Annotated in this window: 19 protein-coding genes and 2 pseudogenes; 7 read left to right on the forward strand and 14 right to left on the reverse strand. The window is 66.9% G+C overall.

All coding sequences use genetic code 11. The features are described from left to right. Nucleotides 1–585 precede the first annotated feature (585 nt). Genes ACLIBK_RS23845 through ACLIBK_RS23865 form a run of 5 tightly spaced genes read right to left on the reverse strand, consistent with a single transcriptional unit; the run spans nucleotide 586 to nucleotide 7,908 of the window. Nucleotides 586–1,758 (reverse strand): glycosyltransferase, encoded by a 1,173-nt coding sequence (locus tag ACLIBK_RS23845; RefSeq protein ID WP_415389805.1) that lies wholly within the window; start codon nucleotides 1,756–1,758, stop codon nucleotides 586–588. Then, nucleotides 1,758–2,948, reverse strand: a complete 1,191-nt coding sequence (locus ACLIBK_RS23850; RefSeq protein ID WP_415389806.1) for a glycosyltransferase — start codon at nucleotides 2,946–2,948, stop codon at nucleotides 1,758–1,760. The genes ACLIBK_RS23845 and ACLIBK_RS23850 overlap by 1 nt, the downstream gene beginning before the upstream one ends. Nucleotides 2,949–2,950: 2 nt before the next feature. Next, a complete protein-coding gene (locus ACLIBK_RS23855; RefSeq protein WP_415389807.1) occupies nucleotides 2,951–5,053 on the reverse strand; it encodes a GumC family protein in 2,103 nt (700 codons plus the stop codon). Between the two features lie 45 nt (nucleotides 5,054–5,098). Further along, on the reverse strand, nucleotides 5,099–6,394 hold the full coding sequence (locus ACLIBK_RS23860) for an AAA family ATPase (RefSeq protein WP_415389808.1): 1,296 nt from the start codon (nucleotides 6,392–6,394) through the stop codon (nucleotides 5,099–5,101). 47 nt (nucleotides 6,395–6,441) lie between these two features. Then, nucleotides 6,442–7,908, reverse strand: a complete 1,467-nt coding sequence (locus ACLIBK_RS23865; protein ID WP_415389809.1) for an exopolysaccharide biosynthesis polyprenyl glycosylphosphotransferase — start codon at nucleotides 7,906–7,908, stop codon at nucleotides 6,442–6,444. Between the two features lie 513 nt (nucleotides 7,909–8,421). Between ACLIBK_RS23865 and ACLIBK_RS23870 the strand changes: the two genes are divergently transcribed. Together ACLIBK_RS23870 and ACLIBK_RS23875 are read left to right on the forward strand one after the other, a co-directional pair. Further along, nucleotides 8,422–9,363, forward strand: coding sequence for a hypothetical protein (locus ACLIBK_RS23870; RefSeq protein WP_415389810.1), 942 nt, complete (start codon nucleotides 8,422–8,424; stop codon nucleotides 9,361–9,363). A gap of 266 nt (nucleotides 9,364–9,629) precedes the next feature. Further along, nucleotides 9,630–10,601, forward strand: a complete 972-nt coding sequence (locus tag ACLIBK_RS23875; protein WP_415389811.1) for a glycosyltransferase family 2 protein — start codon at nucleotides 9,630–9,632, stop codon at nucleotides 10,599–10,601. Between the two features lie 73 nt (nucleotides 10,602–10,674). Here ACLIBK_RS23875 and ACLIBK_RS23880 read toward each other — a convergent pair whose 3' ends face one another. From ACLIBK_RS23880 to ACLIBK_RS23895, 4 genes are all read right to left on the reverse strand, one after another. Then, the gene (locus tag ACLIBK_RS23880; protein WP_415389812.1) at nucleotides 10,675–12,180 is read right to left on the reverse strand and encodes a lipopolysaccharide biosynthesis protein; all 1,506 of its coding nucleotides are present in this window, start codon (nucleotides 12,178–12,180) and stop codon (nucleotides 10,675–10,677) included. After that, nucleotides 12,177–13,430, reverse strand: a complete 1,254-nt coding sequence (locus tag ACLIBK_RS23885) for a glycosyltransferase family 4 protein (RefSeq protein WP_415389813.1) — start codon at nucleotides 13,428–13,430, stop codon at nucleotides 12,177–12,179. Before ACLIBK_RS23885 ends, ACLIBK_RS23880 begins: the two co-directional genes overlap by 4 nt. A gap of 274 nt (nucleotides 13,431–13,704) precedes the next feature. Beyond that, nucleotides 13,705–14,946 carry a hypothetical protein gene (locus ACLIBK_RS23890; RefSeq protein WP_415389814.1) on the reverse strand — a complete coding sequence of 414 codons (1,242 nt, stop codon included), beginning with the start codon at nucleotides 14,944–14,946 and terminating at the stop codon, nucleotides 13,705–13,707. After that, nucleotides 14,930–15,250: a hypothetical protein gene (locus ACLIBK_RS23895; protein WP_415389815.1), complete on the reverse strand. Its 321-nt coding sequence runs from the start codon at nucleotides 15,248–15,250 to the stop codon at nucleotides 14,930–14,932. The genes ACLIBK_RS23890 and ACLIBK_RS23895 overlap by 17 nt, the downstream gene beginning before the upstream one ends. A 221-nt stretch (nucleotides 15,251–15,471) precedes the next feature. On the opposite strand from ACLIBK_RS23895, the gene ACLIBK_RS23900 reads away from it, so the two are divergent. From ACLIBK_RS23900 to ACLIBK_RS23910, 3 genes are all read left to right on the forward strand, one after another. Then, a complete protein-coding gene (locus ACLIBK_RS23900) occupies nucleotides 15,472–16,761 on the forward strand; it encodes an outer membrane beta-barrel protein (RefSeq protein ID WP_415389816.1) in 1,290 nt (429 codons plus the stop codon). 228 nt (nucleotides 16,762–16,989) lie between these two features. Further along, nucleotides 16,990–17,595, forward strand: coding sequence for a polysaccharide biosynthesis/export family protein (locus tag ACLIBK_RS23905; RefSeq protein ID WP_415389817.1), 606 nt, complete (start codon nucleotides 16,990–16,992; stop codon nucleotides 17,593–17,595). 75 nt (nucleotides 17,596–17,670) lie between these two features. After that, entirely contained in the window at nucleotides 17,671–18,504 is an 834-nt protein-coding gene (locus ACLIBK_RS23910; RefSeq protein ID WP_415389818.1) for a family 16 glycosylhydrolase, read from the forward strand. A gap of 8 nt (nucleotides 18,505–18,512) precedes the next feature. On the opposite strand, the gene ACLIBK_RS23915 is transcribed toward ACLIBK_RS23910, so the two are convergent. Genes ACLIBK_RS23915 through ACLIBK_RS23930 form a run of 4 tightly spaced genes read right to left on the reverse strand, consistent with a single transcriptional unit; the run spans nucleotide 18,513 to nucleotide 22,376 of the window. Further along, entirely contained in the window at nucleotides 18,513–19,292 is a 780-nt protein-coding gene (locus ACLIBK_RS23915) for a lytic transglycosylase domain-containing protein (RefSeq protein WP_415389819.1), read from the reverse strand. Next, the gene (locus tag ACLIBK_RS23920; protein ID WP_415389823.1) at nucleotides 19,292–20,155 is read right to left on the reverse strand and encodes a tetratricopeptide repeat protein; all 864 of its coding nucleotides are present in this window, start codon (nucleotides 20,153–20,155) and stop codon (nucleotides 19,292–19,294) included. Before ACLIBK_RS23920 ends, ACLIBK_RS23915 begins: the two co-directional genes overlap by 1 nt. Next, nucleotides 20,152–20,613: an OmpA family protein gene (locus ACLIBK_RS23925; RefSeq protein ID WP_415389820.1), complete on the reverse strand. Its 462-nt coding sequence runs from the start codon at nucleotides 20,611–20,613 to the stop codon at nucleotides 20,152–20,154. Before ACLIBK_RS23925 ends, ACLIBK_RS23920 begins: the two co-directional genes overlap by 4 nt. Beyond that, entirely contained in the window at nucleotides 20,610–22,376 is a 1,767-nt protein-coding gene (locus ACLIBK_RS23930; protein ID WP_415389821.1) for a hypothetical protein, read from the reverse strand. The genes ACLIBK_RS23925 and ACLIBK_RS23930 overlap by 4 nt, the downstream gene beginning before the upstream one ends. Before the next feature lie 650 nt (nucleotides 22,377–23,026). Here ACLIBK_RS23930 and ACLIBK_RS23935 point away from each other — a divergent pair. Then, nucleotides 23,027–23,962: a hypothetical protein gene (locus ACLIBK_RS23935; protein WP_415389822.1), complete on the forward strand. Its 936-nt coding sequence runs from the start codon at nucleotides 23,027–23,029 to the stop codon at nucleotides 23,960–23,962. 189 nt (nucleotides 23,963–24,151) lie between these two features. Next, nucleotides 24,152–24,463 (forward strand): annotated as a pseudogene (locus tag ACLIBK_RS23940) (DDE-type integrase/transposase/recombinase); the annotation flags it as partial. A gap of 3 nt (nucleotides 24,464–24,466) precedes the next feature. Here ACLIBK_RS23940 and ACLIBK_RS23945 read toward each other — a convergent pair. After that, a pseudogene (locus ACLIBK_RS23945) lies at nucleotides 24,467–24,652 on the reverse strand (hypothetical protein); the annotation flags it as partial. Between the last annotated feature and the right edge of the window lie 358 nt (nucleotides 24,653–25,010).

Raw genomic sequence — 25,010 nt, forward strand, 5'->3', positions numbered from 1 at the left:
CCAGGCTGGACCTGGTCATGGCCGTGCCATCCCCGAAAGCGTCGAACACTTTCAGAGTGGCACGGCCAGAAAACCCCCATCACACCCAGCCCATCACTCACTTCAGTCACACACCCTAGGCTCAGGGGCCTGCTAAGGGCCGTTAACGTTTGTTTAAGAGAATGGTTTTAATTAGAAGAAGCCGGGAGAAGGGCATTTGGGATGCATGTATCGGCCGAAAACAGGTTTGCGGCACCGTTAGGCACTCGGCATGTCTCGAAGCCTTCCATCCTCCGCGCGCCGCATGCTGAGCACCACAGGTCCTTTGCTTGCGGGCTGGTAGTCGCTGCGCCGATCACGGTGTTCCTCTGGTCGATCATCGCCTTCGTCATCTGGCTGATCGTCTGACCAAGCCTGGAACCGGAGGGAAGGCAAAGCGGCTTCGCAGCCCTGTTGGGATGCTTGGAAGCCGCTCGGCTCGCGTTGCGTCGGTAAACGTCCGCTTCGGAGTCGGCACTGTCGCGGTCAGCATGTCGAGCCCCCCCTGCCCCTGGACGCATCGCTGTGGTCGCGTTCCGCACCGCAGACCGACACCGGTGAGTCGGCTCAGGAAGCGAGAACCGGCAGAACGCCGCCCGGTACCTCGCCTGCTGCCCGGTAGGTGTCCGCTGTTTGCTGGCCAATGGTCCGCCAGTCCGGGGTCTGGTCTGCCGTGGTCCAGGCGCTCGCCGAGCACGCGGCGGCGAAGGCACGATCCTGCAGGAGATGCGCGATCGCCGTGCGTAGAGCCGCAACGTCCCCGGGCGGAACAAGATGGCCCTGCACGCCTTCCACCAAGGTTTCCGCGAAACTGCCCAGGTTGGATGCGATGACCGGCCTGCCATGGGAGAGCGCGTAGGGCAGGACGCCGCTGGCCTCGATCTCCCGATAAGGGAAGACGGCCACCACCCCGGCCGTGAAGAGCTCGCCGATCTCCTCGTCGCTGACGAAGCGTGGTTCGATGGACACCTGCCCGGCGAGGTCGTGCTCTGCCACCAGCCGATGCAGTGGGCCGAGGTCCATGTAGGGCTTGCCGACGATGCGGATCCGGGCCTGGTCCCGCAACTCGCCGGGCAGTCCGGCGAAGGCCTCGATCAGCAGGTCCGCCCCCTTGTAGGGCTTGATCTTGCCGAAGAGGGTCAGGGTCAGGCGACCTCGCATCGGATCGTTCGCCGCCGGCGGCAATGGCGCGAGCAGGCCGTGCGGCAGCAGCACCAGGCGTTCCGCCGGGATGCCCTGAAGCCGCATCCTGTCCCGTCCCTGCGCCGTATGCACGATCACCCGGTCGAAAGCCTCTACGCAGCGCAGGAAGCCGTGGCGCTGCAGACCGGCCGTGGGGTCGCCGTTGAAGGGATTGGTGTCGTGCACCGTCAGCACCAGCGGTGCCAGGGCTCGGAAGCCCGCCAGCAACCGTCCGTCCACCAGCGGCAAGGGTAGCCACTGGAAATGGATGACGTCCGGGCGCTCCCGCCGCAAACGCCGCAGGAGCCGCGTCATGGAGAAGGCATGGTCCAGCCCCTTCACGGCGAGGCGCAGCGGCGCCGGGAAGCGGGCCATCAAGGGATGGTTGGAGGCGCGGTAGAAATCCGGCACCAGCCGGACATCCCCAGCCTCGCTGTCATCCGGGCCGGGAAGGCGCCCGTGCAGTGTTACGTCATGCCCCGCCTGCATCAGGCCATGGGCGAGGGCGCGGTCGTAGGGCAGGGTGAACAGGGACGGGTCGACCAGGGAAACGCGCATCAGTTTGCGGGTCCGGCGCCGGGAAGCATCATCGTCGACGACAGGCGCGCCGATGCGGGGGGGCTCCAGGTCTGGAAGCGATCCCCGCGCAACGAACGCCAAACGCCGATTCCCGTGGCGAGGAAGGCCCCGAGAATGTCGCGCAGGGACGCCAGGGGACCGCGACGGGCCTGCCAAATCAGCGCTGCTCCTACGGCGCTGAGCGCTAGGAGAATGGCCCACAGCCACCCAGCACCGGCTGCCGCGAGGCCGGCGAAGAGGCACAGCGCAGAAGCCGCCAAGAGGTAAACGGTTAGCCAGCGCAGCAGCTTGTGCGACACGTACTTATAGCGATCAACGGCGCCCAACTGCCGCAATCGCGGCCGCAGCGTCCGGTGGACGTTGAAGGCCTGACACGCGATCCGCACCTTGCGCCGGAACTCCTCCGCCGGCCGGGACACGGCTTCCTCGAAGGCCATGGCATCCGACGCCCGAACCACGCGGGCGCCTTGACAGAGCACCATCAACGACACGTACATATCGTCGATCAGGTCCGCGGGCGGCGGGCAGTGCAGCGAACGCCGGATGGCGAAGATGGAGCCGTCTGCTCCCATTACCGACCCCGTAGCGCTTTCCAGCGCCTTGATTTCTTCCTCCAGGCGCCAGTACCGGAGGCCAGTGGCCGCAGTGGCGCTGCCATTCTCCGCCGCGTACTGCAGGTGGCCACACACGGCGCCCACCTCGGGGTCCCCGAAGGGGGCAAGGAGGCGGGGCAGGGCATCCGCTGCGAAAGTCACGTTGGCATCGCTGAACACGAGGTAGTCGGCCCGGGTCAGCCGTACCAGGGTGTTCATGCCGTGCGTCTTGCCGAGGCGCTCAGGCGAAACCACCAAGCGGATCTGATTGGCGTAGTCCTGCAGCAGCGCCGCCGTACCGTCGGTCGCCGCATCGACGTAGACCAGGATTTCCAGATCCGGCACCGCCTCGCGCATCGCCAGCATGTTTGTGACCTTGGCGACGATCACGGATTCCTCGTTGTAGGCGCACAGGCACAGGGCGGCTGTGCCGCGCGGCGTGCTCCGCTGGATCGGGCGCGGCCGCCGGCGGGCCAGCAGGCGTAGGCTGGCGGGGTAGGTGACGAAGGGATGCGCCGCCAGCAGGAAGAAGACGACGGCTGCGAGCAGCAGCGTCGCCGCGAGGAGAACCGTCATGGTCAGCTTGCCGTGACGGCGACCAGCGGTGCCCGGGTGGCGGCGGCGATCTGGCCAACCATGCCCTGCGTCGCTTCTGTCGGCGCCTTGGCGTCCACCAGCAGCACTGCGACGTCGACGCAGTGCGCCACCGCCGCCGTTGCCGGCATCGAGGCGGGCGAGGCCTCGAGCACCACGAGGTCATAGGTGTCCTGGGCTTCCACGAGCAAATTCTGCAGCTCCACCCCGGACAGCAGGGCGTGGTCGCCGCGTGCGCCCTGGCCAGCCAGCAGGAGATCCAGCTGGCCGACCTCGTCGCCCACCAGGGCTTCGTGCCAGGTGGTCCGGTGATCGAGAACTTGGAATAGCCCGCGTGGGGGATTCCCCAGCAGCCCGCTCAGCCCGGGCGCCTGCAGATTTCCCTCCACCAGCAGGACGTGCTCGCCATCCATCGCGGCCACTCGGGCAAAGGCGAGGGCGACACCCGCCGCACCTTTCGCCGCAGCGGTGAACAGCACGGTCCGGGGCACCTTCCGGCCGCCGGCGAAGCGCAGCCTCCCCCGCAGGCTCCGCATGACCTCGGCATCCGGCCCGGACGGCTTGGCCAGGACGCGCGCGGCCAGGGCGCCACCGCCGCTGCCCAGCGCGGCGCGGCGCAGCGCCCCCAGGACCGGCAGCCCGGCCGCTTCTGCGCCGCCGGCTGCTGCCGTGTTCCCGGCCAGGCCGCGGGTCCGGGTCAGCGCGAGGAGGCAGCCGAGAAGCACGCCGCTGAGCCCGCCCGACAGGGTGACGATCCTCATGCTGGGGCCGGAGGGATCGCCGGGCGGAAAGGCCGGGCTCAGCACCCGCACGTCAGGCGTTTCCGCCCCGACGGGCTGCGGCACGGTCTGCTGCGCGCGCTCGAGCAGGGTTCGGTACAGCACGCGGCGCGTGTTCACCTCCTCCTGCAGCCGCGCCATCTCCGCCTGCGCGTTGGCAGCCACGACGCCGGTCCGGCGCGCGTCCTCCAGCTGCTTCTGGATGTCCGCCTCGTGCTGCCGCGCCACCCGCAGCTGCGTGCCCAGGGAGGCGACGATGCGCTGCGCTTCCTGGCCGATCCGCTGCTGCACCGCTTGCAGGTCCGCCGTGGCGCTGCGCACGCTGGGATGACCGGCGCCGTAGCGGGAGGACAGCTCCGCCAGGCGACGCCCAGCCGTGGCCTCCTGCTCGCGCAGCTGCGAAATCGTCGTGGAGCCCAGCACGCTGGCCAGGGCGTCGGAAGAGCCCTGACGCAGCAGCTCGGTGGCGCGCTGGTAATTCGCCTCGATCGATCCGCGATCCAAGGTGGCGCGCGCCGCGGCGGTGGTGAGTTCCTCCAGTTGGAGCTGGCCGACGCTGCCGGCGCGCAGCCCGATCATCTCGCCCCGTTCCCGCATCTCGCGCATCCGCTGCTCGAGTGCGTTCAGGTCCTCGCGCACTTGGTCGACGCGCTCGGTGATAGCGGTGCTCGCGCCCTGGTTCACGTCCACCCGGCGCTTCGCGCGGGACTGGACGTAGTTCTCTACCAGGGAATTGACGAAGGCGGCGGCCAGACGGGGATCCTGTGCCGTGAAGGCCACGGAGATCACCAGGCTGCGGTTGTCCTGGAAGATGCTTAAGGCCCGGCTCACGCCGTTGAGCACGGCCTCGTCAGGCCCGGCCCCGGCGTTCTCGCCGGACGAGGAGGACGGCAGCCAGGAGCGAACGATGTCCTTGGCGTGGTCGAGAAGGCTGGGAGTGCGGAGTGCGGGATTGAACTCGGGATTATCGCTGAGGCGCAGTTCGTTGACGACGCCCTGGACGAGCGGCCGTGCCGTCAGGGCCTGCACCTCGGTGCGGACCCAGGGCATCGGATCGGGCGCGTTCTCACTCCGCAGTGCGCCCTGCAATTCCGGGATGGCGAAGCGGTCGCCCTCCACCGTGAGGATGCTGTTGGCGGTGTAGGTCTTGGGCAGCGTGCGGGCGTAGGCGTAAGCGCCGACGGTGGCCACGATGCCGCAGCCGATCACCAGCCAAAGGTTCCGCCGCAACACGCGCACCAGCTGCATCGCGCCCAGGGTAGGCATCCGCTGCGCCGGCGCGAAAGGCTGGCTCACATGCATGTCCATGACGGACTCCGAACAAAGGGGCGCGAAGCGGAAAGGCGCGGCATCTCAGCGGTTCGCGATGAGAGCAGAGGGCACCGCTGCTTCCGCGTTCACGGCCGCTTCGGCCGGCCAGGAAACGCGCGGCAGGGCAGCGTCCCGGGCGGCCAGCAGCAGGACGTGGTGCATCAGTGGCCGTTCGCGAAAGGTGTAGAGCCCCGATCCCCGACCGCAGGACTGCAGGACCTCGCTCTCTTCCAGCCGCGCCCATTCCTCCGCCGAGACGCGCCGCTCCCCGATCATCACGCTGCCTCCCGGCTCGACGGTGACCATCAGGCGGCCCCATGGGTCCTGGATGGCGCTGGCGATACGGCGAAGCACCGCCACCATCTCCTGGTCGCGACCGTGATTGGTCAGGGACGCGTAAAGCCCGAGCACGCTGGAACTCGCATCGCCGAGCAAGCGTGTGACGGCAGCGTCGAAATCTTCCTCGGACACGTTGGTGTCACCGCGCGCTGCGGCCGCCTGGGTCAGGCGCAGGCCGAGGAGCTGGGCCATGTAGGGAATGCCCCGCGCCAGCACTGTGACACGGGCGACGGCGGCGGGAGAGAAGACGTAGCCGGACTCCCGGCCACCGCGGACGATCAGCTGGGCAATCTCGCCATCCGAGAAGAGCGGCAGATGCACGCCGAGCACGTTGCGCTGGATGGACGGATGCTGGCCCAGGATCTGGTCTAAGTTCTCGGACACGCCCACGATGACGAACAGCAAGGGAACGTCCCGGTCCGAGAGCTGCTTGATCGTGTCCGCCAATTGGACACGCGTGCCGACATCCTCGACCCGGTCAAACTCATCGACCATGCAGACCAGCCGCGTCAGCGCCAAGCGCGACGGCAGGGTGAGCACATCCCGCGGCCGCAACGGCCCCGATGGCAGGGCCGCCTCGCAGCCCTCCGCCTGGTCCGACTGCAGGCCGGGGGCCAGTAGCGAACTCGGGAGGTCGCTCGCCAGGCCGCGCAAGATCGTATCGAAGGTGCTGCCAGCTTCGCAGGTGTAGCGTGCAACGATCGTGCCGCTGCGGCGCAACCCCTCGGTCACCAAGTTGGATAGCGAGGTCTTGCCCCGACCCCGCTCGGAGTACAGGACGACGTGCGCGCGGTCTTCCTGCAGGGCCTGCAGGATGCGCTGCAGCTCGGCGGCACGGCGGACCTGCTGCCGGCGACTGGGCTTCGGCTGGGTGGGCGTGAACGCTTCGCCGAGGGGCAGCAGCCTGCTCCCTTCCGGCTGCCCCAGGCGGCTCGGCGGCATCCGGACACGCGGCAAGGGAGGCGGACGGCGGCCGAACAGCCGGCTGAGCCAACTCATTGCATCAATTCCGGATCGGAGAAGGGGAAACGCTGCAGCGGCCCACCTTAGTAGGCACCTCGGCTTTTAAGAACGGCCGGCACAGTCCGGAGCAAAATGACGAGGTCGTGCCACAAAGTCCAGTTTTTAACGTACCAGCTGTCCAACTGAACGCGCTGTGCATAGGATGTCTCGGTACGGCCGCTGATCTGCCACAAACCGGTCAGCCCGGGGCGGGTCTGATAGTAGTAGGCGATATCGGCGTCGTAGCGCGCCACCTCCGCTTCCACGATAGGCCGCGGCCCGACGAGGCTCATCTCCAGCCGGAGCACATTGAAGAGCTGTGGCAACTCGTCCAGGCTCGTGCGGCGCAGGTAGCGGCCGATCCAGGTGATGCGGGGGTCGTCGCGCAGCTTCTGCGTCTCGTTCCACTCGGCCCTGGCCTTCGGGTCCGTCCGCAGGACCTGCTGCAGCGCCGCGTCGCTGTCCAGCACCATGGAACGGAACTTCAGGCACTTGAACGGCCGGCCCGAGGCGCCGATCCGGGTATGCGCGAAGAACACCGGGCCACCATCCCGCTTCACGAGCACGGCAATGATCGCGAGTAGTGGCAGCAGCAGCAGCAACCCCAGGCTCGTGACGGTGACGTCAAACACCACCTTGACCGCGCGCGAGACGGGACGCGACAGATTGTTCCTGTAGTGCATCGCCACGAAGTCGTAGTTGGACAGGGTTGTCCGGGTCGCACCGACCACCGGCAGGCCATCAAAGGGCATTGCCACCGTGAAGGGGATGCGCTCGCGCATCAGCGCCTCGGCCACGAGGCGATCGGGCCTTCCCTGGTTCCCGGGAGCGAGCACCAGCAGTTCCGCCCGGAAGCGGTTCATCACCCCGCGCCAATGCCGGCCGCTCACGTCGGATGGCCGGATCGTGCTCACGACATCGTAACCGAGACTGGAATCGGAGAGCAGGGCGCTGGTCACGCTCTGCGCCGCCGCATTCTCGCCGACGATGAGCACGGGCATGTGCCAGCGACCGGTCAGGGCGAGGGCGTAGCGGCCGAGCGAACGCAGCGCGAGCGCGCAGGCCGGGAACAACGACCAGAGGATCGGCAAGGTCCACCACGACGCACTGTCGGCGACCATCAGCAGAACGGCAGCGTGGCACAGCAGTCCGACGAAGCTCGTCAGCATTAGCTGCCTCACTTCGTCCCCGAACGGAATCCGCCGGGAATAATGCCCCCCCGCCGCAAGGTGCGCCATGACGCCGCCCAGCAGTACAGCCGGCACGGCTAGGGACGCCCGCGCCGTTGCCAGCAGGGACTGCTCGCTTCCTCCGGTGGAGGGCCATACCGCGAGGAGAGCAATCGCGAGGCACAACACCGCGGCCGATAGGTCGGCGGCGCCGACCGTGACACCGTACCACCACGCCCGTGCGGCATGCCGCGCATTCAGGCGCGGTGGCAGGCTGGTATAGTCGGTGATGTTACGAGGAAGCTCCGCGTGGTGGATCGGCGAGGGCGAAGCGAGCGTCATGATCTGGGATCCGGAAGCACGGCGTTGGAGCACGATTGGACGACAACCCCTCCAGAATACTTTCCGATCTATGTCGAAATTTTTGTGGCTTCCGAACGAACGGCCAGCTGTCATGTCTCACATAATGAGCTTTGCATCACTATTTCAACTATTCAGTCACAGAGTTCGCAGATATGTGAACAGGAGACTGCGTGGCGCTTCCGACAGCGCACAGTGTGACGTGCGAAATCGTACCGGGAAGCCTGTGTTGGCGTTCGCGGCACACCCGCTTGTCATCGTGAAACGACGCTGGCGGGGCTCAGGACAGTTCGCTTAACGTCCTGCGGACAGGTAGAGCGCAACACCGCGACAATCGAATTGTCGTCAGAAGGAGCCCAGCACTGTACCGGTGGGAAGGGAACGAGGTACCGTAAGCCTTGGACCGATTGCGCAGTTCCTGGACGATCCGCGGCCGACACGGCTGCAAGCGGAGGCGACGGGACCTTCGGTGACAACCCCATGACAGGCGCCACAATGGAACGCAGCTCCCAGATTGCGCCGAAGTGCCGGATCCTGATCGTCAGTGCATCCGACACGCGTTTTTTCGGCTTCCTGCAGGACATGCTCGGCTCGATTGAGCCGTGGCTCGCCGCAGACAACGTCCACCTTGCCTGTTTCGACATCGGCCTCGCCCATTCGGATCGCGATTGGCTGCAGCGCAAGGACGCCATGGTGGTGGCACCGCACGCCCATTTCGGGCTCAACTCAGGCGATTACCCTCCCGCCCTGCTGTCGTTCTTGGCCCGCCCTTTCCTCCCGGAGTACTTCCCGGGCTACGACGTGTATCTCTGGATTGATTCGGACGTCTGGCTGCAAGACCTCGCGGTGCTGACGCAGTACGCCGAAGGCGCGCTAGACTGCGGCATAGCAATCGCCCATGAGCGAGAGAAGGGCTATCGGTTCCAGCCATGGCTTCTCGGCTGGACGACGAAGCACTTCATCCTCGGCTACGGCCCCTTCAACGCCGCTTACCTGCTGACACGCCGTCACCTGAATGCCGGGTTCTTCGCCATCCGCAACGATGCTCCGCACTGGGCGGCCTGGGCGGCGCGGTACGAAGCGGCGATTCGGCGTACGAAGGCCCTGGTGCCGCACGACCAGTTCGCGTTGAACCATGCGCTGCACTCCCGACCGGCAGGCGCGGCGCGGCGCTTGCCCGCGCGCTTTCTGGACCCGAGGTGCAACTGGATCTGCGACCGTGGAATTCCCATGTGGAACGATGCCTCGCAGGCGTTCTGCAAGCCTTACGCCCCGTTCGAGCCTATCGGCGCGCTGCACCTCGCCGGTCCGGCAAAGCGGTCCCTTTATACGATCCGCCGTACCGGGGGGGGCGCTTTCAGCACCTATCTGCTCCGCGGTGCCGCGCCGTCGGCGCCGGCCCTGCAACCCCCATCTCCCCTCCCCGCACCCACTTGAAGCGTGCCGACAGGTGGAACTTGCCGGAAGAAGGGGCGGGCGCCACGGAGAGCCGATGCCATGGCCGGCACAGGCGAGTGCCGGACCCGCGGTGACGCGGGCGAACTCCGCGAGCGCGGTTCGCCGACGATGCCACGCCGATCCACACCCTTGAACCCGCTGCCGTTCCCACGGACGTACACCCTGCAAAGCTCTTGGGATCTTCGCCCATCGCCGCGCCGCGCGGGTGGCACGGGTACTCAGAACGTCACGACGAGGCCACGCCGATGATCCCCGAAAAATCGCCGAAAGTGTCCGTTGTCATCCCGGCCTACAGGACGGCCGGCACCCTGGCGCGCGCGGTGCAATCCGTTCTGCGGGGATCGGAGCAGGACTTCGAGATCATCATTGTCGAGGACTGTTCCGGGGACGACACGCTGGCCGTCGCGGAGGATCTCGCGGGATTGGATCCTCGCATCCGGGTCATCGCCCAACCGGTGAACGGCGGCCAGTCGGTCGCGCGAAACGCCGGCATCGCCGCAGCCCAGGGGCGGTGGATCGCCACGCTCGACGCCGATGACCGGTATCAGCCGGAGCGCCTGCAGGTTCTGCTGGAAGCGGGCGAGCGGGAAGGCGTGGACATGGTGGCCGACAACCAGAACCACATCGACGAGGCGGCAGGCGTGATCGTGCTTACCGCCTTTCCGACGACCGCCCCGGACCGCGTCGTGACGTTACGCGACTTCATGGCCAGTGCCGACACGTCCGCCGAGTTCAGCTTCGGCATCTTGAAGCCGGTCATCCGGGCTTCCTTTATCCGTGAGCACGACCTCAGCTACCAGCCAGGGCTAAAGCTCGGCGAGGATTTCTACCACCTCCTGCAGTTCTTCGCTGCGGGAGGGAAGGGTTATCTCGTCAGCCGGCCGCTCTACGACTGGACGTTGCCCTTCGGGCCGCTCTCACGCACCTGGACGACCACGGGCGACGGCGCCTGGCGCTACAACTATCGCGGCACGATCGAGGCGAACGCCTATTTCCTGAAGCAGGTCGAAGAGAACGGGCAGTTCGAACTCGCGGCATTGCTGAAACGTCGCGAGCGTGAGTACCAAGTGATGATACACTACATCGACGCTCAGAAGACCTATGCCGAGACCGGACGCAGGCTCGCGGCCGCAGGCATCATTCTGCGCCACCCGAGCACTTGGCCCTTGCTGCTTCGCCGCATCACGGGTCGCTTGCGGCGCCGGATGGCACGCTAAGCCCGAACTCCTGGGCCGGGCCAAGCGGCCGCGTGCCTTTCCGCCCGGCCACTCTCCCAGAACGCATTGCGTGTCACATCGAGCGGAAACGCGCGACCAGCTGAAGCGCTTGGTCGAGGAAGTCGCGAAGGGCCCGCCGTCCGCCCGGGAGCACGGCCAGGGCCGCCGCGAAGACCGCGTAGGCACCCGCGGCTTTCAGGAGCAGTCCCAGGATCCCCGCGGGAAGTGCGGACAGAACGCCGTACATCACTCCGAAGGTGATCAGGGAGGCGAACAGGAAGGGCGCCACGGCCGAGAAGAGGTCCTGGCCGCGCAGGGGGCCGCGACGGGTCGCTACCCGCCACAGGAACGACATTTCCAGTAGACCGGCAGCCGCGTAGCCGGCAGCGACGCCCTTCGCTCCCCAGCTCAGACCGATGGCGAAGCACGCGACGAAGAGCACCGATGTCAGGATGCCCCAGTTCCGCATTTCCCGTGTGCGTCCCTGGCTTATGAACAGCCAACCCATGCTGTTGCCGATAGGGGCGACGAAGGCGTCGATGCCCAGGATCATGAAGATTGGGGCGACTTCCACCCATTGCTGTCCTAGGGCGAGCGCCGTCAGGTCGTAGCTGTTGATGATCATGAAGATGAGGCTGGGATAGATCAGCAGCACGACGGCTCCCAGCATCCGCGAGAAGGCGCGACGGTAGAATTCGGGCTGGTCCTGAGTTCGCGACAGGAGCGGAATGGCAACGCTGGTGAAGGGGCCGGCGAACTGAAAGAACGGCAGCAGCATCAGCTTTATCGCGCGGTCGTACAGACCCAGCGCGTGCTCACCGGCAAACCGGCCCAGCATGACGCTATCGCTGCTGCGGGAGAAGAAGTTCACGAAGCGATAGCTCGTGACGTCGCTGCTGAAGTGCAGCAACGGCTTCATCGACGCGAACGGCGCGGGGCGGCCGGGCAGCCAGCGGCTGACGGACCAGGCGAGCACGGCGATGGTGATGGAAAACACCGCCTGGTTCATCATAATGGCCCAGTAGCCCATGCCTAGGATTGCCGAAACCACGCCGGCCAGGGCGCCACAGAAGAAGCTGACCAAGTTGAGGATTGCCAGGGCCCTGAAGCGCAGGTGCCGGTTCAGGAGGGCGAGGTGCTGGCTGCAGAGGCTGGTCACGAACAGCAGGCTGCCTGACACGATCATGATGTTGGCGACCCTGGCATCGCCGTAGAAGCCGGCCACCAGATCGGCACAAGCGACGCAGAGCCCGGCCAGCATGAGGCCGGCGGTAGCGTTGACCCAGAACAGGAAGCTGAGCTGTTCTTGGCTGATATTCTTCTGCTGGACCGTGGCCTGGGACAAGCCCAGGTCGGCGAACATCCCGACGAAAGTGATCACCGGGGCCACCATGGCGACCAAGCCGAAATCCCCGGGAAGCAGGAAGCGGGCGAGCACGATCTGGAACACGAGCCGCAGGCCGAACAAGGCGAACTGAGACGTCAGGTTGATGACGATGCCGCTCGCCGAAGCGCTCTTTAGGTTCCTGGAGGCGGCGGCCTCCTCATCTGGCTCGTGCCGAGGGGGTTGTACTGTCATGCATCGAGCGCCGCGCGTTCGCGCGACGCGTTCGCCGTGCCACGTTCGATCAGCTCCGCCATCGCCACGTTGATGGCCGATGGCGTGTAGCGCTCCTGCTGGAACTCGCGTGCCTGCGCGGCAAGGTCGCGGCCGAGAGCCGGATCCTCCGCGAGTCTCCCAAGGACCGCGGCGAAGCTCGACATCGTGTCGGCGAGCAGGAGATGGCGGCCATGCTCGAGCTCCATCCCCTCCGCACCCAGGGGCGTGGAAACCACAGGGCGACCATAAGCCATGGCTTCCAGTATCTTGATCCGGGTGCCGCTCCCGTAGAGGATCGGTACGATGACCACGTCGCAGCTCTCGTAGAATGGCTGGAGCGTCGGGGCATTGGCGTGAAGATCGAGCTTATGCTTCTCGACCAGTGCCAGAACATCCGGCGAGGGGTTGATTCCCACCACCTTCAACCGCGCCTGCGGATGTGATCCCAACAGGATCGGCCATCCCTGATCGAGAAACAGGCGCAATCCCTCTATGTTCGGCGCGAAGCTGAGATTGCCCACGAACAGGACATTGAATTTACCGTCAGCCGGTCGTTCCGGGAGAAGGTTCCGGTCAATCACGTTGGGTATCTTGACGATGGAGGCGTCGGGATAATCAACCCGCAACGTTTGCACGTCCTCGTCCGTGCAAACACTGACGCCGTGCCACGATCGAGCCACCTTTCGCTCACCGTGCGCGATGATCCGAGCGTCGATCTCGGCGAGCACCCGGCCCTGGAAGCGGAGTTTCGCGTCCTTGCTTCGTGCTTGGCGAAAGCGAAACTTGGACATGACGTCGTCGAAATCGACGAGGCGGACCGCGCTGGCGAAAAGCGTCTTGTCGACCGCGGCCTGCGTGATGAGGGCGGAGCAGAGACGGCCGGCGAAAATGATGTCCGGATTTAGGAGAGGCAGGCGCGCAGTGATGCTCCGGACCTCTTCCCGGGAGAACTGCGGGACTTCATGGCTGCGCATCTTGATCATGTTGATCAGGCCTGCTGGAACGAACCCGAATCTGCGCCCCTGGACTCCCTGCCAACCCTTGATGTTGATCCGCGTAATCGAGCGCACAAATGGTTCCAGCGGCGCGAGGGACGTGGAAACGCAATCGTAGTCCGCATCCCTGAAAACCAGGACAAAGTGCACCTCCCCATGGGGGCGCAGGGCCTGCACAAGGTGCCAAGCACGTTGCGAGCCACCATGGCCGTCCAGGTCGGGGGGAATCCGCATGACGCAGAGTATCTGGGGAGGGCCGTCAGGGTTGGTGATGATGGGATCTCCAGCTGGAAGCTCTCGACCGAGAAGCCTGCATTGCCGATCGGATGCCACGGAAGGGGCGGTTTGTGGCCGTTGGGTGGAACGGAGTCCAGAACACAGCTCGAGCATTTCCTGCTTGCTGCCTGGATGGAAGTCCGGCCTTTTTCTCAGGGATCAGGCCCCGAAATGGTGCAATCCCGCTTTCTCCGGAACTCGCGAAAGCGTTCGGCATTTCGCATCGGCATTTTTAGGCACGGCGTAAGCGGGCAACGCTCGTCAGCATCATCACCAGGAACAATATCGGCGGAAATTGCTGGTAACCGCCCGTGAACAAGATCAATGCAAGGCACGGCGCGACGAGCGCGCTTTGAATGGCCGAGCGCTGCCCAACAACGAACAGCAGTATGTAGGCGATCAAGGCCGGCCCGCCGTATTCCAGGATAATCTTGACCGGGGTGTTAACGTCGTAGCTGTAGACGAGGTTCTGCTGCTCGCTAGCCCCGGCGCCGATGCCGAGCAGTGCGGCCGATGGTTCCGCCCTGATGATGTCGCTCAGCACCCAGAACGGCGTCACGAAACGCATGTGGCCGCTGGTTCCTGGCCGTGAGAACTCGTCCATGCGATCCTGGATCGCCAGGGCCAGATCCGGCGCCAGGAGCAGGCCGGCCGCGAGTGCCACCGCCAGGGTAGCGACCGTCGCCGCTGCGATAACCACGCCTCGGGCGCCCATGCTGAAGACGGCGGCGACCACGAAGGTGGCCAGCACGATCCATCCGGTTCCCGACATGGACAGGAGCAAACCGGTGACGAAGATGGCGAGGTAGGGAAGACGCTTGAATGCCAGGATCTCGACAATGAGCGCCAAGGCCATCAGCTGCGAGAAGACCGAGGGCTCCACCAGGAAGAAGCCGTTCGACTTGAGCAGGTCGCCGACGCCGGCCAAGATCTGCAGGTTGTAGCCGGATTCGAACAGGATGGATTCCGGCAACAAGCCCGTGAACGCGAAGATCCTGATTCCCGCGAACTGTGCGATGAACTGGAGTGTTCCGGCCGCGGCCGCCAGCATGAACAGGAAGTTCAGCAGGCGGAAGAAGCGGAGTTCGTCCACGGGCTCGGAGAAAGTCAGGGTGGCAAAGGCCGTCAGCAGCAGGAACTGGGAAATGGACTGCACGTTCAGGGGCGTGCTGAATGGTCCCGGGCTGACGGCATGCCACGCGGCACCGAGAACCGCGCAGAAGGTGAGGGCCAGGAAGATGACGAGCCTGCGGCTGTCGAAGGCGAACACGCCGGACAGCAGGCCCCAGCCCGCGAGACCGATGCCGATCGGTCCCACGATGCTGGCGTTCTTGGCGCCGGCCGGGAAGCCGAAGCGCTGCAAGAAGAGGCAGGAACAAAGGATCGCGCCGACCAGCGCGAGGACACGCTTGTCGAAGCCCGGCGCCTCGCTCGCTCCGGAAACCCGGGAATGCAGCTTACTGGCTTGCAGCATTCACGGCGGAACGGCAGGCCAGCGACAGGTTCGCCTTATAGTGCTTCAGGCAGATCACCTGCGACTGTGCCGAAGGGCTGCGGCGCTCCGCCAGCGCGGGACAGTACCGCCGCGTATAGTCCGCACAGGCCTGAACGACCTGGCGGCCGGCATTGCGACGCTCGGCCGCCACGTCCTGAGCCCTGGCCGTGATGGCTGCTCCGAGTCCGGCAGCGAGCGCAATGAGGACGCCGCAGAGGGCGCTTCGCCTGACGATCTTCACGCTGCACCTCAATCGCTGCTGCCCGTCCTGGGCGATGCGCATCTCCTCCCGCATCCACGGAAATGCTGAGCGGGAGCCTTATAGTGACGGATGGGGCGGAGGCAACTCAATATCGTGCTGCGTCTTGCAATCGGGTATGGCATTCTGCCACCAGGGAACCGTGGTTTCGGAAGTCTAGCAGGCCTCCTCTGCCGCCATGGAGTCGGAAGAAGGCTTTTTCTGGGATGGCGCGGATGTCGGGCGTGAGTCGCGGATGCTTCCTGGTGCTGCTCCTGTCGGGGTGCCTGGCCATCGGCAGCAGGGCGGTCTGGGCACAAGCACTGCTCGACGAGCTGATCACCCGGGACGTGGCGGGGGTGGCGGCCGAGCCCGGGGTTACCGTCGCGTCACGTGAACGCTCCGAGTATTCCAGCCTGGGCGTGCGGGTCGGCAACTTCATGATCCGCCCGGAGCTGACGGAGAGCGTCGGCTACACCGACAACGCCACCGCCACGCGTGACGGCCGCGGAAGCGCGTTGATCGCCACCAGCGCCGCATTGCGCGCCCAGTCGAACTGGTCCCGCCACCGCCTGAATGCCGCGGTCACCGTGGATGATCAGCGTTTCCTCCAGGAATCCGCGCAATCCTTTACGAATTGGTCAGCATCGATCGACGGCGCCTACGACATCGGGCGCGACACGGTCACGGCATCGTATTCCCACCAGAACCTGACGCAGACGGTGCGGGACCTGGATGTGCCGCAGCTCGACGAGTCGCTCGCCTTCCGCGTCGACACGGGCGTGGTCAGCTACCGGGCAACGTTCAACCGCCTCTTCGCGCAGCCGACGCTCTCCGTCGCGTCCTACAACTTCGACAACGGCACGGCGGGCGGTGTGGTCTACGAGCAGAGCTACCGCAATCGCGTCGTGGTAACGCCCAGCATCACCTTGGGATACGAGCTGGCACCGCGCCGCAACCTGGTCCTCGTGGTGCGGAACGCGCATGGGCTCTACACAGATCGCCCGGAGGACATGGTCAGCCGGGACTTTAGCGACGTGGCGGTGTTGGCAGGGGTGGACTACGACGCCCTAGCCTTGCTGCGCTTCAGGGTCCTGGCGGGCTACCAGAACCGCAGCTTCCGCAGCGACCGTTACAAGACCATCCAGGCACCAGTGGTCGAGGCGACCGCGATCTGGACACCCACGACCCTGGTGTCCCTGACCGGCACGGTGGGCCGGCGGGTACAGGATTCGGCGGATGATGCCACGGCGGCCTTCACCGAAACGGCGGTCCGCTTCGTGGCCGATTACGAGTACACGCGTAACGTGCTGTTCCAAGGCCGGGCCGAGCTGCGTTCGGGCGACTACTCAGGGAGCAGCGGCAGCCAGCTGCTGTACCGGGTCGGGGCCGGGGCGACCGTGCTGCTCAACCGCAACATGCGCCTCGGCGCGAACTACGACTTCACCGGCCGCAGGTCGAACGGCAACGGTAATCTCGGCATGTTCCAGAATCAGCAGTTCGGGTCCAGCTACTCCGAGAACCGCTTCCTCCTGCAGCTGCGGCTGTTCTTGTAGGCATCCGGCCCAGCGTCGGCGGGCCTGCATACGTCAAAGTGATCGCGCGACACGGAGGATCGTCTCGCGCGCGCGCGAGATTTGTGTCCAGAGGCTGGACGGACGGCCCAAAATTGGACAGGGCCTTTTGCCGTTGACGGGTCGCTCCCCAAAACCGTCCTGCGCCGCAGCGTCGGCGGGGGATGCGGCCTCGACCCAACACGATGATCGTTTGCCGGAGACCCAACGATGTTCCAAGCCAGTATCACCCGGTTCTGGGCACGCCGCCGATCACCCGGCCACGGGGCTGCCGCCCTGCTCCTGCTCCTCTCGCTGCAGGTCGCCGGCTGCGCTCCGGGCCGCGACCTGGCCTTTATCCCGGACTACACCACCAAGGGGTACACCCTCGGCAGCGGTGACCAGATCCGTATCATCACCTTCGGCGAGGACCAGCTGACCGGTGAGTTCCGAGTCGACGACCAGGGCCGCATCGCCCTGCCGCTCCTGGGGAGCGTGGAGGCTGCCGGGCTGACCTCGAGCGAGCTCGACACGCGCATCTCCGGGGAACTCCGTCGCCGCAACCTGCTGCGCGACCCCAGCGTCTCCGTCGAAGTACTGGCTTATCGGCCGATCTTCGTGCTCGGCGAGGTGGCCAAGCCCGGCCAGTACCCCTTCCAACCCGGCATGACCATGCTGACCACGGTGGCCGTCGCGGGCGGCTTCACCTATCGCGGCTTCCAGGAATATGCCTCGGTGGTGCGGACCACCACGGGTGAAGCGGTCGAGGGCCGCATCACCCCGCGCTCCTTCATCGCGCCCGGGGACGTGGTGAACGTGTACGAGCGGCGGTTCTGAGCAGTGCGGCGGCGAGCGCTCCTGGCAGCCTCGGGTGCGACGCTGGCCTCTGCCCTCCCGGCCCAGGCTGCGCCGGTGGTCCCGGTCGGGGCGACCGGCGACTTCGCCCTGGTGAAGGACTGGAGCTTCGGTCGCAGCCGGGCCGGCGCCACCGTGCGGAACATGGCCGCCCTCGCCGAGGAGTTCCGCTTCCGGCTGATCTACGAGGGGGGCCGCCTGGATGGGCTGCCGACCTACTGGTCCCGGCACCGCGACTACCCGGAGGGCGACCCACGCTCCCTGCACGTGTTCCTGGATGACACCCTGGTGCTGAAGGGGCGCATCCCGCCTGGCGGGGGACTGCGCACAGGCGGCATCGAGTCCGGGATGCTGCGCGCGCTACTGCCCGTGACGCCGGGCATGTACGTGGAGATGCGGGCGAAGCTGCCACGCGGCCTGGGGGTCTGGCCGGCCTTCTGGCTCAATCCCGGCGTCGAGGGACGCGATGGTAGCTTCTCCGAACTTCCCTGGCCGCCCGAGATCGACATCTTCGAGTTCTACGTATGGCAGGGCCGGACCGTCCCCCGCATCCTGGAAGGCCGGGTGCAGGATGCCGGGAGGCCGGCAGAGTTCGGCAATCCTCGCGACCTTTTCACGCTGTTCAGCCGCGACGGCTACGACCCCGGCATCGACTTCTCAGCCGACTTCCACGTCTTCGCGTTGGACTGGGAACGGGACCGGCCGATCTGGCTACTCGACGGGCGGCGGATCAAGCAGACCCGCTACCATTGGAACGCTCCGCCGGCGCACATCCTCATTACCAACCAGATCGGGATGACGCTGAACGGAGTGAACCTCGCGGGCATGCAGGCGAACGAAGCCAACTGGGACTACACGGTGGACTATCTTCGGGTCTGGCAGCGCCGCTGACGCGGCTCTTACCGGGTCAGCGCATCCTGCGTCGGGCGCCCCGCATCCGCCACGCGGGAGGCGGGGCGCTGCTCCTGCAGCCGGGCGCGCAGCGACGGCCCGCGAAGCTCCACCATGCGGTTCGCCCGGTCCGCCGCGTCCCGGAGGAGCCGGGCGCGGAACTCGGGGGTGTAGATGTCGTGTGGGTCTACCGCCCTGGCGAGGTCGCGCACCGCTGCCGCGGGGCCCGGCGGGGGGCGGTAGCGTGCCGCGGCGGGCCAGAGCGCAGCGACCCGCTCGCCGTAGGGCTCACCGATCTCCGGCGTGGAGGAATGATAGGCGGCGGCGGCGCGGTGCCAGTTGCTGGTTTGCTGGAACAGCTGCGTGAGGAAGCGCGCCGCGTAGGTCACGTTGGCCACGGGGTCGAAGGCCAGATCCAGCGAGGCGAAGGCGGCCGGGTGGTGCAGGAGGTTAATCTGCATGCATCCTACATCGATGGACTGCACGCCGGCCGAACGGGCCGCGTCCACCGCGGCGATGGCGGCGGCCTTGGTTTCGAAGAAGTGGCCTGTGCCGGCGACGTTGATGGTCCAGGGCCAGGGAGCGACCCGACGGGTGGCCGCGTCCAGCCGGCCGCTCTCGAGGATGCCGATTGCCCGCATGAGGTCGGGCGGCAGGCGCGAGGCCCGTTCCACCGCGCTGATCGCCGCGAGGCAGGCGGAGCCGTCCGGCACCGCGGTAGAGGCGTCGGCGGCGGACACGGTGCCGGGCAGCAGCACGGCGCTCAGGGCGAGAAGGATCCGGCGCATCACGGCCGCTCCGCCGGAGCTGTCTCGAAGCACTGCCAGGTACTCGTCGCGTAGTGACGGTTGTTGCCGACCGTCAGCACGCGCCACGCGTAGCGCCCGGCCCTAGCCGCGAGTGGGACCAGCGTGGCGGTTTCGTCCAGCATTCGGGAATGCACCTCGCGAATTTCCGGCCCGTCGAGGGAAAAGACCTCGATCAGGAAGCGTGTGGGGACGGGCTGCGGCCGGGCCGTCCAGATAAAGGCGATGGGCAGGCTGCCGCCCCGGTTGTTCACCGACACGGTGTAGTCCGGCGTCACCGGCTGAACTGGCAGGAGTTCGCCCGTTTGGTCCGGCCGGCTGCGCGGCGCGGCGGGCAGCCGGTCCAGGGCGGCAGCGATGCCACCGGCCGCGGCGACGCGAAACCACACGATTGCCTGGTCCGGGTTGCGCGGGACGCCGTCGCCGGCGGCGTAGATCTGGCCCAGGTTGTACTGCGCCCGCGCGTAGCCGCGCGCCGCTGCCTGCGCGTACCAGGTGGCGGCCTCTTCCGCCCGGCGTGGGCCGCATCGGCCGTTGCCGTACATCACGGCAACGTTGAACGCGGCCACCGCCATGCCGGCCTGACCGGCCTGGCGGTACCATGCGCAGGCCGCAAGAGAGTCCGCGGGCACGCCGCGGCCGAGGTCGTAGGCAAGCGCCAAACCGAACTGCGCTTCGGCATCTCCCCCCGCCGCCGGTTCAAGCCACAGATGCACGGCCTTCTCGTAGTCCTGGGCGTTGTAGGAAGCCCAGCCTTCCGCACCCGTGCCGGCCAGCACGGAGCCTGCCGCGCCCGCTGCAAGGGCGGTGCAGGCGAGCATCCCCCAGCACGCGCGCCGGATCATCGCCAAGTGATCTCAACCCGCCGGTTGCGCCCTTCGGAAACGCCGCTCGCCGTAGGAACCGCTGGTTCCGTTCCGCCTTTCGCGAGCACCTGGAAGCGTTTGGCCGGGATCCCGCGGGCGACGAGGCCACGCAGTACCACGAGGGCCCGCCGCTGCGAGATGATGAGGTTGCTTTCGGGCGAGCCCACGCTGTCCGTCGCGCCGCTGACCACCATCACGAGTGGGTTGTCGTCACGGCACAAGCGCGAGGCCTGATCCGGCAGCGCGACGTCCTGGCGGCGGATCGACGTGCTGTCCAGGTCGAAATACAGTACTAGGCTCAGGGGCCGCCGCCGGCTGTTCGGAGGCGAGCGCGGCAGTCTGGGCCTGGCTGCCGACCACGTGACCGCAGAACAGCAGGGCGGAGGCGACGAGCATCGTTCTTGCTGGCATTTCTTGGCCTCCTTGGGATGGATCAAGGTGCACTGGCGCGCCGCCCCCTAGACGTTTGCGGGGCCAACGGGGCGAGCACGACGTTCACGGTGCCCGGACGTGGCGGCGGCACCCTAAGTGCGAGGCGCGGCGCGCCGAAGCCCGCGCCGAAATCCTGGGCGAACAGCGCGACGGCGGGGGCATCCTCCTCGAAGAAGTAGGTGATGCCGCCTTCACGCGGTGGCATCGATACGGACAGGGCACTAGCGGAAACGTTGCCTGCCCGCAGCAGGGTGCGCGCCAGCTGCCGCGCCCGTTCCTCAGCGCCGGCGTCGCCGGACATGAAAGTGATGGTCACGCGCAGGATCGCCTGCGCCGGCAGGCTCGGGCCGCTGGCCGCCGCGGCCTCCGCAGCGGAAACGCCGCCGCCGCCGGCCACGCCGCCCGACTGCGTGAACTGCGCGGGCGCATCGTCTGGTACGGGCACTGGGTTGGCAGGGCGCGGCACGTCCTGCACGGCGGGAAAGCGCGGCGGGGACGCCGCTTCCGTCACGCCAGCGTTGGCAGGGTCTGAGGACAGGGGCGGAACGGTGGCTCCCGAAACGGCCAGGGACGTTGTTGCCGCCACCGGAACCGGCGGCAGCGCCGGGATCGGGAGCGGAGGTGTTCCCGCCGCGACCCCCAGGGAGGGAGGCGGTGGCGCCGTGGCCAGCCAGGTCCCGGATAGGTCGAGCGAAGCTGGCGCTGACGCCACCCGCGGTTCCACCGCGGCGGGCGGCAACAGCTCCGGCAAGGCCGGCAGCGACGAGGCGCGCGGGAGATCGGGCACCCGCGGAAGCGGCAGCTCGGAAAGGAGAGGCGGCACGGCGGCGGACGCGGTCGGCGTTCGGTGCGTGGGAGCCTCCGGGTTCTGGCCGGTTGGCACCCATTCCGCCGCCCTGAAATGCAGCAGCGCGGCCACCCCGCCGAGCACGGCGACCCCGCACAGCCCCGCCACTACCCTCCGATGCCGCACGACCTTGCGCTGCTGGGCGACGGTCGCATCGCGCGAGGGCCAGCGAAGCACCACATCCGCCCGGCGGGTCTCGGCCAAGCGGAGCGCCGGCGCCGGCAGCTCGTGCAGGTCGCCTTCCGGGAGGACCTCGTTCTCGCGCAGCTCCGTGCCGTCCCGGATCAGCACCGCCTCCGCCACATGGGCCGCGCTGACATGCGGTGCGTCGACGAGGCGTGCGAGGAAGACCGCCAGCCCCGTCAGGTACTGCAACTCACGCGCCGCGCCGCCGGAACTACGCGCCAGCGCGGCGATGGCGCCGCTGCTCAGCAAGTCCGCGGGCTGCCCGCTTCGCTCCAGCTGCACGGCGACGAACTCGGCCACTTCCTCCGGTGCCAGCAGCCTGAGGCGCAGCAACAGGGGGGCGGGGCGGAAGCGGTCCAGGAGGATCGAGAGGTTCGGCGGACCGGTGATTAGGCACGCACGCCGCGACTTGGCGAGAGCTTCCAGAGCGCGCGCGGGCAGCAGGTGAGCGTCGTCGATCAGGACGACGTCCGCCGTCCTGCTGATCTCCGGCGCGGACCCCGCGACGTAGCAGGTCCGTCCGCCGGACTCCGCGATCGCCAGATCGAGCCCGCGCAGCATCAGGCTCTTGCCCGTGCCTGCCTCTCCCAGGATGGCGGTGAGACCCAGACGCTGCGCGGCCGCGAGCGCTCGCTCCTGGACGGTCAGCCAGTTCTCGTGGGGGACAGCTTCGTCCGCGGAAATCCCGACGCGGAATGGCGTCGCCGCGGCCGGGCTGTGGGCGAACGGCAGCATCAGCGTCCGGGGCTGCCCGGGGTCACTGGCTGGGAACCTCGCTTCATTCTTTTCTGGATCATGATGCCTATAATTATACGTAATGTCCGTTCTTCGCGAAAGATAGACAAGTTTGGCTGAGCTTCGTTCCTCCGGCACTCAGAACGGTACGCTTCCGTACGCGCGTTCTTCCGCGGCGTTGCCTGCTCTCCCAGGGGAAGTCTCGTAATGCACTGACCACCCCTGGGCGCCGGTGCGCGAAACGGCGTCCCGCCCCTGGTCGGACCACCAGTTCCGGCGCGCCGCTTTGCGCTGCCACGGGCCAGAACCGGACGGAACCGACGCATGTGGCAACGTTCCGTGACATCACCGGCGGCATCGCTCACGGAGCCGGCCCGGAACGTGGGGCGCGACCCCGCCCGCGCTGCGGCACGACCGGGGCGCCCCCCGGTCGCTTCGCCCGTCGTAGTTGCCGGAGGCGCAGCCACGATGTCGCCACGATGTCGCCGGAACCACCGTCCACATCGCCACGAGCAGCCCGCCGCTCTATGAGGGCCGCTGCGCGCCGACCTCTCGACCCTTCACCGAGCGGGGCCAGCCCAGTCCGGGATGCGCGGCAGCCTCACCCGGTCTGCGATGCTGGCCTCCTATTCCGGGGACATAGATCAGCCATGCGGGACTGCATCACGCTCGTGAGCCACGTTCTGAACGAGCCCGTCCGTGCCGTGTTCGAGCGCCTGCGCCGTGAAGCACCGCCGACAATGGATGTCCTGTTCCTGCTCAGCAGCAACGGCCCGGCCCCCAGCACGCCGGGGATGGCCGGGCAGGAACTCGTGCACGTGACGCTCGAGGACCTGCTGCGGCCGGGCTACCCGGAAAAGTGCCAGGTCGCGGATTGGGAGATGGCGGGCAACCTCGATCTCGTGTTCCTCGAACTGGCGCGTCGGCGCCCCGAATACGACCGCTATTGGTTCGTGGAATACGATGTGCACTGGGAGGGCCGATGGAGCGTCTTCTTCGAGCACTTCCGGCAGAGCGAGGCCGACGTCCTCGCCACGACGATCACGTCGCTCGCGGACGTGCCGTACAAGCGAACAATCCTGTCCTACCCGAAGCTAATGACGCCGGCGGAACTGAACTGGACACCCGGGAACCTGCTCAAAGGCTTCCTGCCCATCTGCCGGCTGAGCCGACGGGCGCTCCAGGCCCTGCACGAGGCTTATCAGGCGGGACTGGGTGGCCACTACGAGATCACGGTGCCGAGCATCGCGGCCCAGAAAGGGATGTGCGTGGAGGATATCGGTGGGCACGGCTCCTACGTTCGGCCGGAAAACCGCAACCGCTTCTACTTCGCGCAGGCTAAGACCTACTCCCATTCCCCGGGCTCTTTCGTGTTCCGCCCGGCGCAGAAGGTCCTACCCTACCGCAACACGCTGTGGCACCCCGTGAAGCCGGAGGATGTGCCAGTCTGGCATCCCCTGAGGCTGACGGGGAACCCCCTGAAAACCCTCCTTGAACGCGCGAAGCCGTTGGTCTGGCTTTGCGTCATCCGGATGTGGTTCGCCGTCGTGTGGCGGCCCCTCTGGGACCAAGATGCCGGACGGTAGGGAGTGATATCGGGCGTGGAAACTTGAACGGCCGCGACCCGGCGGGCAGGGCGCGCGGGCAGCGAAACGCTCGCTCGGGCGATCGAGGCGGGACACCAAGCCCCGATCCTGCTCACGCCAGTTCCGGGGCTGTCAGCGTCCGAGCGCGACGAACTGACGCGGCTGCGACGCGAGAACAGGCAGCTCCGCGTGGAGCGCGACATTTTGTCAAAAGCCGCGGCCTGGTTTGCCCGTGAGACCGGCGCGGTGACCATGACGAACCCCCTGCGGACGGAGCTGGTGCTCGATGCCATGGAGATGGCGGTCGCACAGCGTCGGCCCAAAGACGTCATCCATCATAGTGACCAGGGAAGCCAGTATACGTCCGTGACGTTCGGCAAGCACTGCGGCGAGGCGGGCGTACGACCGTCAATGGGCTCGGTCGGCGGTGCCTACGACAACGCCATTGCCGAAAGCTTCTTCTCGACACTCGAAGCCGAACTGCTGAGCCGCAGGCGGTTCGCCAAGTCCAGACGCTCGGGGCTGGACGCTCTTGCGCTCACCCGGCCCGATCAGCCCTGCCACGTGGAGCGGGCACATCGCCCGCCGTGCCGGATGCCCCAGAGCCTCCAGGAACGGCGACAGCCAGCGCTCCAGCTCTTCATCCGCTGGGCCCACCTCGGCGCGTGGGAGCGCCTGCTGCTGGCCCAGGAAAAGGACCTCAAGCTCGGCATGGCCTTTCTCGATGGCACCACCATCCGGGCCCACCACGAGGCGGTGGGAGCGACCTGCTCAACTTGTTACTCGAACCCACAAACACGGGGCTAGCCGGGTAAGTGAATCACTAATATAATCTTATTGTTTAGATTCGCTACAAATTCTGGGTTGGGAACGACATACTATGCCTCCGCTGCTCAACCTTCAGGGCTACCGTCTCACCTTCGATGACGAGTTCAACTCGTTCACCTCGTCACCTGATGGCAGCAACGGGACCTGGAAGACGCAGCTGTACTGGGGGGGGCGGTACAACAGCTCCAACGGTGAGCAGCAGTACTATTCGGACAGCTCC

The organism is Roseomonas sp. BN140053, assembly GCF_047690175.1.
Lineage (GTDB): Bacteria > Pseudomonadota > Alphaproteobacteria > Acetobacterales > Acetobacteraceae > Roseomonas.

What these genes read in the sequence shown, in the direction of transcription:
- ACLIBK_RS23895 (WP_415389815.1), bottom strand. Translation starts at nt 15,250, where the DNA reads ATGCGCATCGCCCAGGACGGGCAGCAGCGATTGAGGTGCAGCGTGAAG.
- ACLIBK_RS23930 (WP_415389821.1), bottom strand. Translation starts at nt 22,376, where the DNA reads ATGCTGCCGTTCGCCCACAGCCCGGCCGCGGCGACGCCATTCCGCGTC.
- ACLIBK_RS23870 (WP_415389810.1), top strand. Translation starts at nt 8,422, where the DNA reads ATGGAACGCAGCTCCCAGATTGCGCCGAAGTGCCGGATCCTGATCGTC.
- ACLIBK_RS23885 (WP_415389813.1), bottom strand. Translation starts at nt 13,430, where the DNA reads ATGCGGATTCCCCCCGACCTGGACGGCCATGGTGGCTCGCAACGTGCT.
- ACLIBK_RS23855 (WP_415389807.1), bottom strand. Translation starts at nt 5,053, where the DNA reads ATGGACATGCATGTGAGCCAGCCTTTCGCGCCGGCGCAGCGGATGCCT.
- ACLIBK_RS23860 (WP_415389808.1), bottom strand. Translation starts at nt 6,394, where the DNA reads ATGAGTTGGCTCAGCCGGCTGTTCGGCCGCCGTCCGCCTCCCTTGCCG.
- ACLIBK_RS23850 (WP_415389806.1), bottom strand. Translation starts at nt 2,948, where the DNA reads ATGACGGTTCTCCTCGCGGCGACGCTGCTGCTCGCAGCCGTCGTCTTC.
- ACLIBK_RS23920 (WP_415389823.1), bottom strand. Translation starts at nt 20,155, where the DNA reads ATGATCCGGCGCGCGTGCTGGGGGATGCTCGCCTGCACCGCCCTTGCA.
- ACLIBK_RS23845 (WP_415389805.1), bottom strand. Translation starts at nt 1,758, where the DNA reads ATGCGCGTTTCCCTGGTCGACCCGTCCCTGTTCACCCTGCCCTACGAC.
- ACLIBK_RS23890 (WP_415389814.1), bottom strand. Translation starts at nt 14,946, where the DNA reads ATGCTGCAAGCCAGTAAGCTGCATTCCCGGGTTTCCGGAGCGAGCGAG.
- ACLIBK_RS23865 (WP_415389809.1), bottom strand. Translation starts at nt 7,908, where the DNA reads ATGACGCTCGCTTCGCCCTCGCCGATCCACCACGCGGAGCTTCCTCGT.
- ACLIBK_RS23935 (WP_415389822.1), top strand. Translation starts at nt 23,027, where the DNA reads ATGCGGGACTGCATCACGCTCGTGAGCCACGTTCTGAACGAGCCCGTC.
- ACLIBK_RS23875 (WP_415389811.1), top strand. Translation starts at nt 9,630, where the DNA reads ATGATCCCCGAAAAATCGCCGAAAGTGTCCGTTGTCATCCCGGCCTAC.
- ACLIBK_RS23915 (WP_415389819.1), bottom strand. Translation starts at nt 19,292, where the DNA reads ATGCGCCGGATCCTTCTCGCCCTGAGCGCCGTGCTGCTGCCCGGCACC.
- ACLIBK_RS23905 (WP_415389817.1), top strand. Translation starts at nt 16,990, where the DNA reads ATGTTCCAAGCCAGTATCACCCGGTTCTGGGCACGCCGCCGATCACCC.
- ACLIBK_RS23880 (WP_415389812.1), bottom strand. Translation starts at nt 12,180, where the DNA reads ATGACAGTACAACCCCCTCGGCACGAGCCAGATGAGGAGGCCGCCGCC.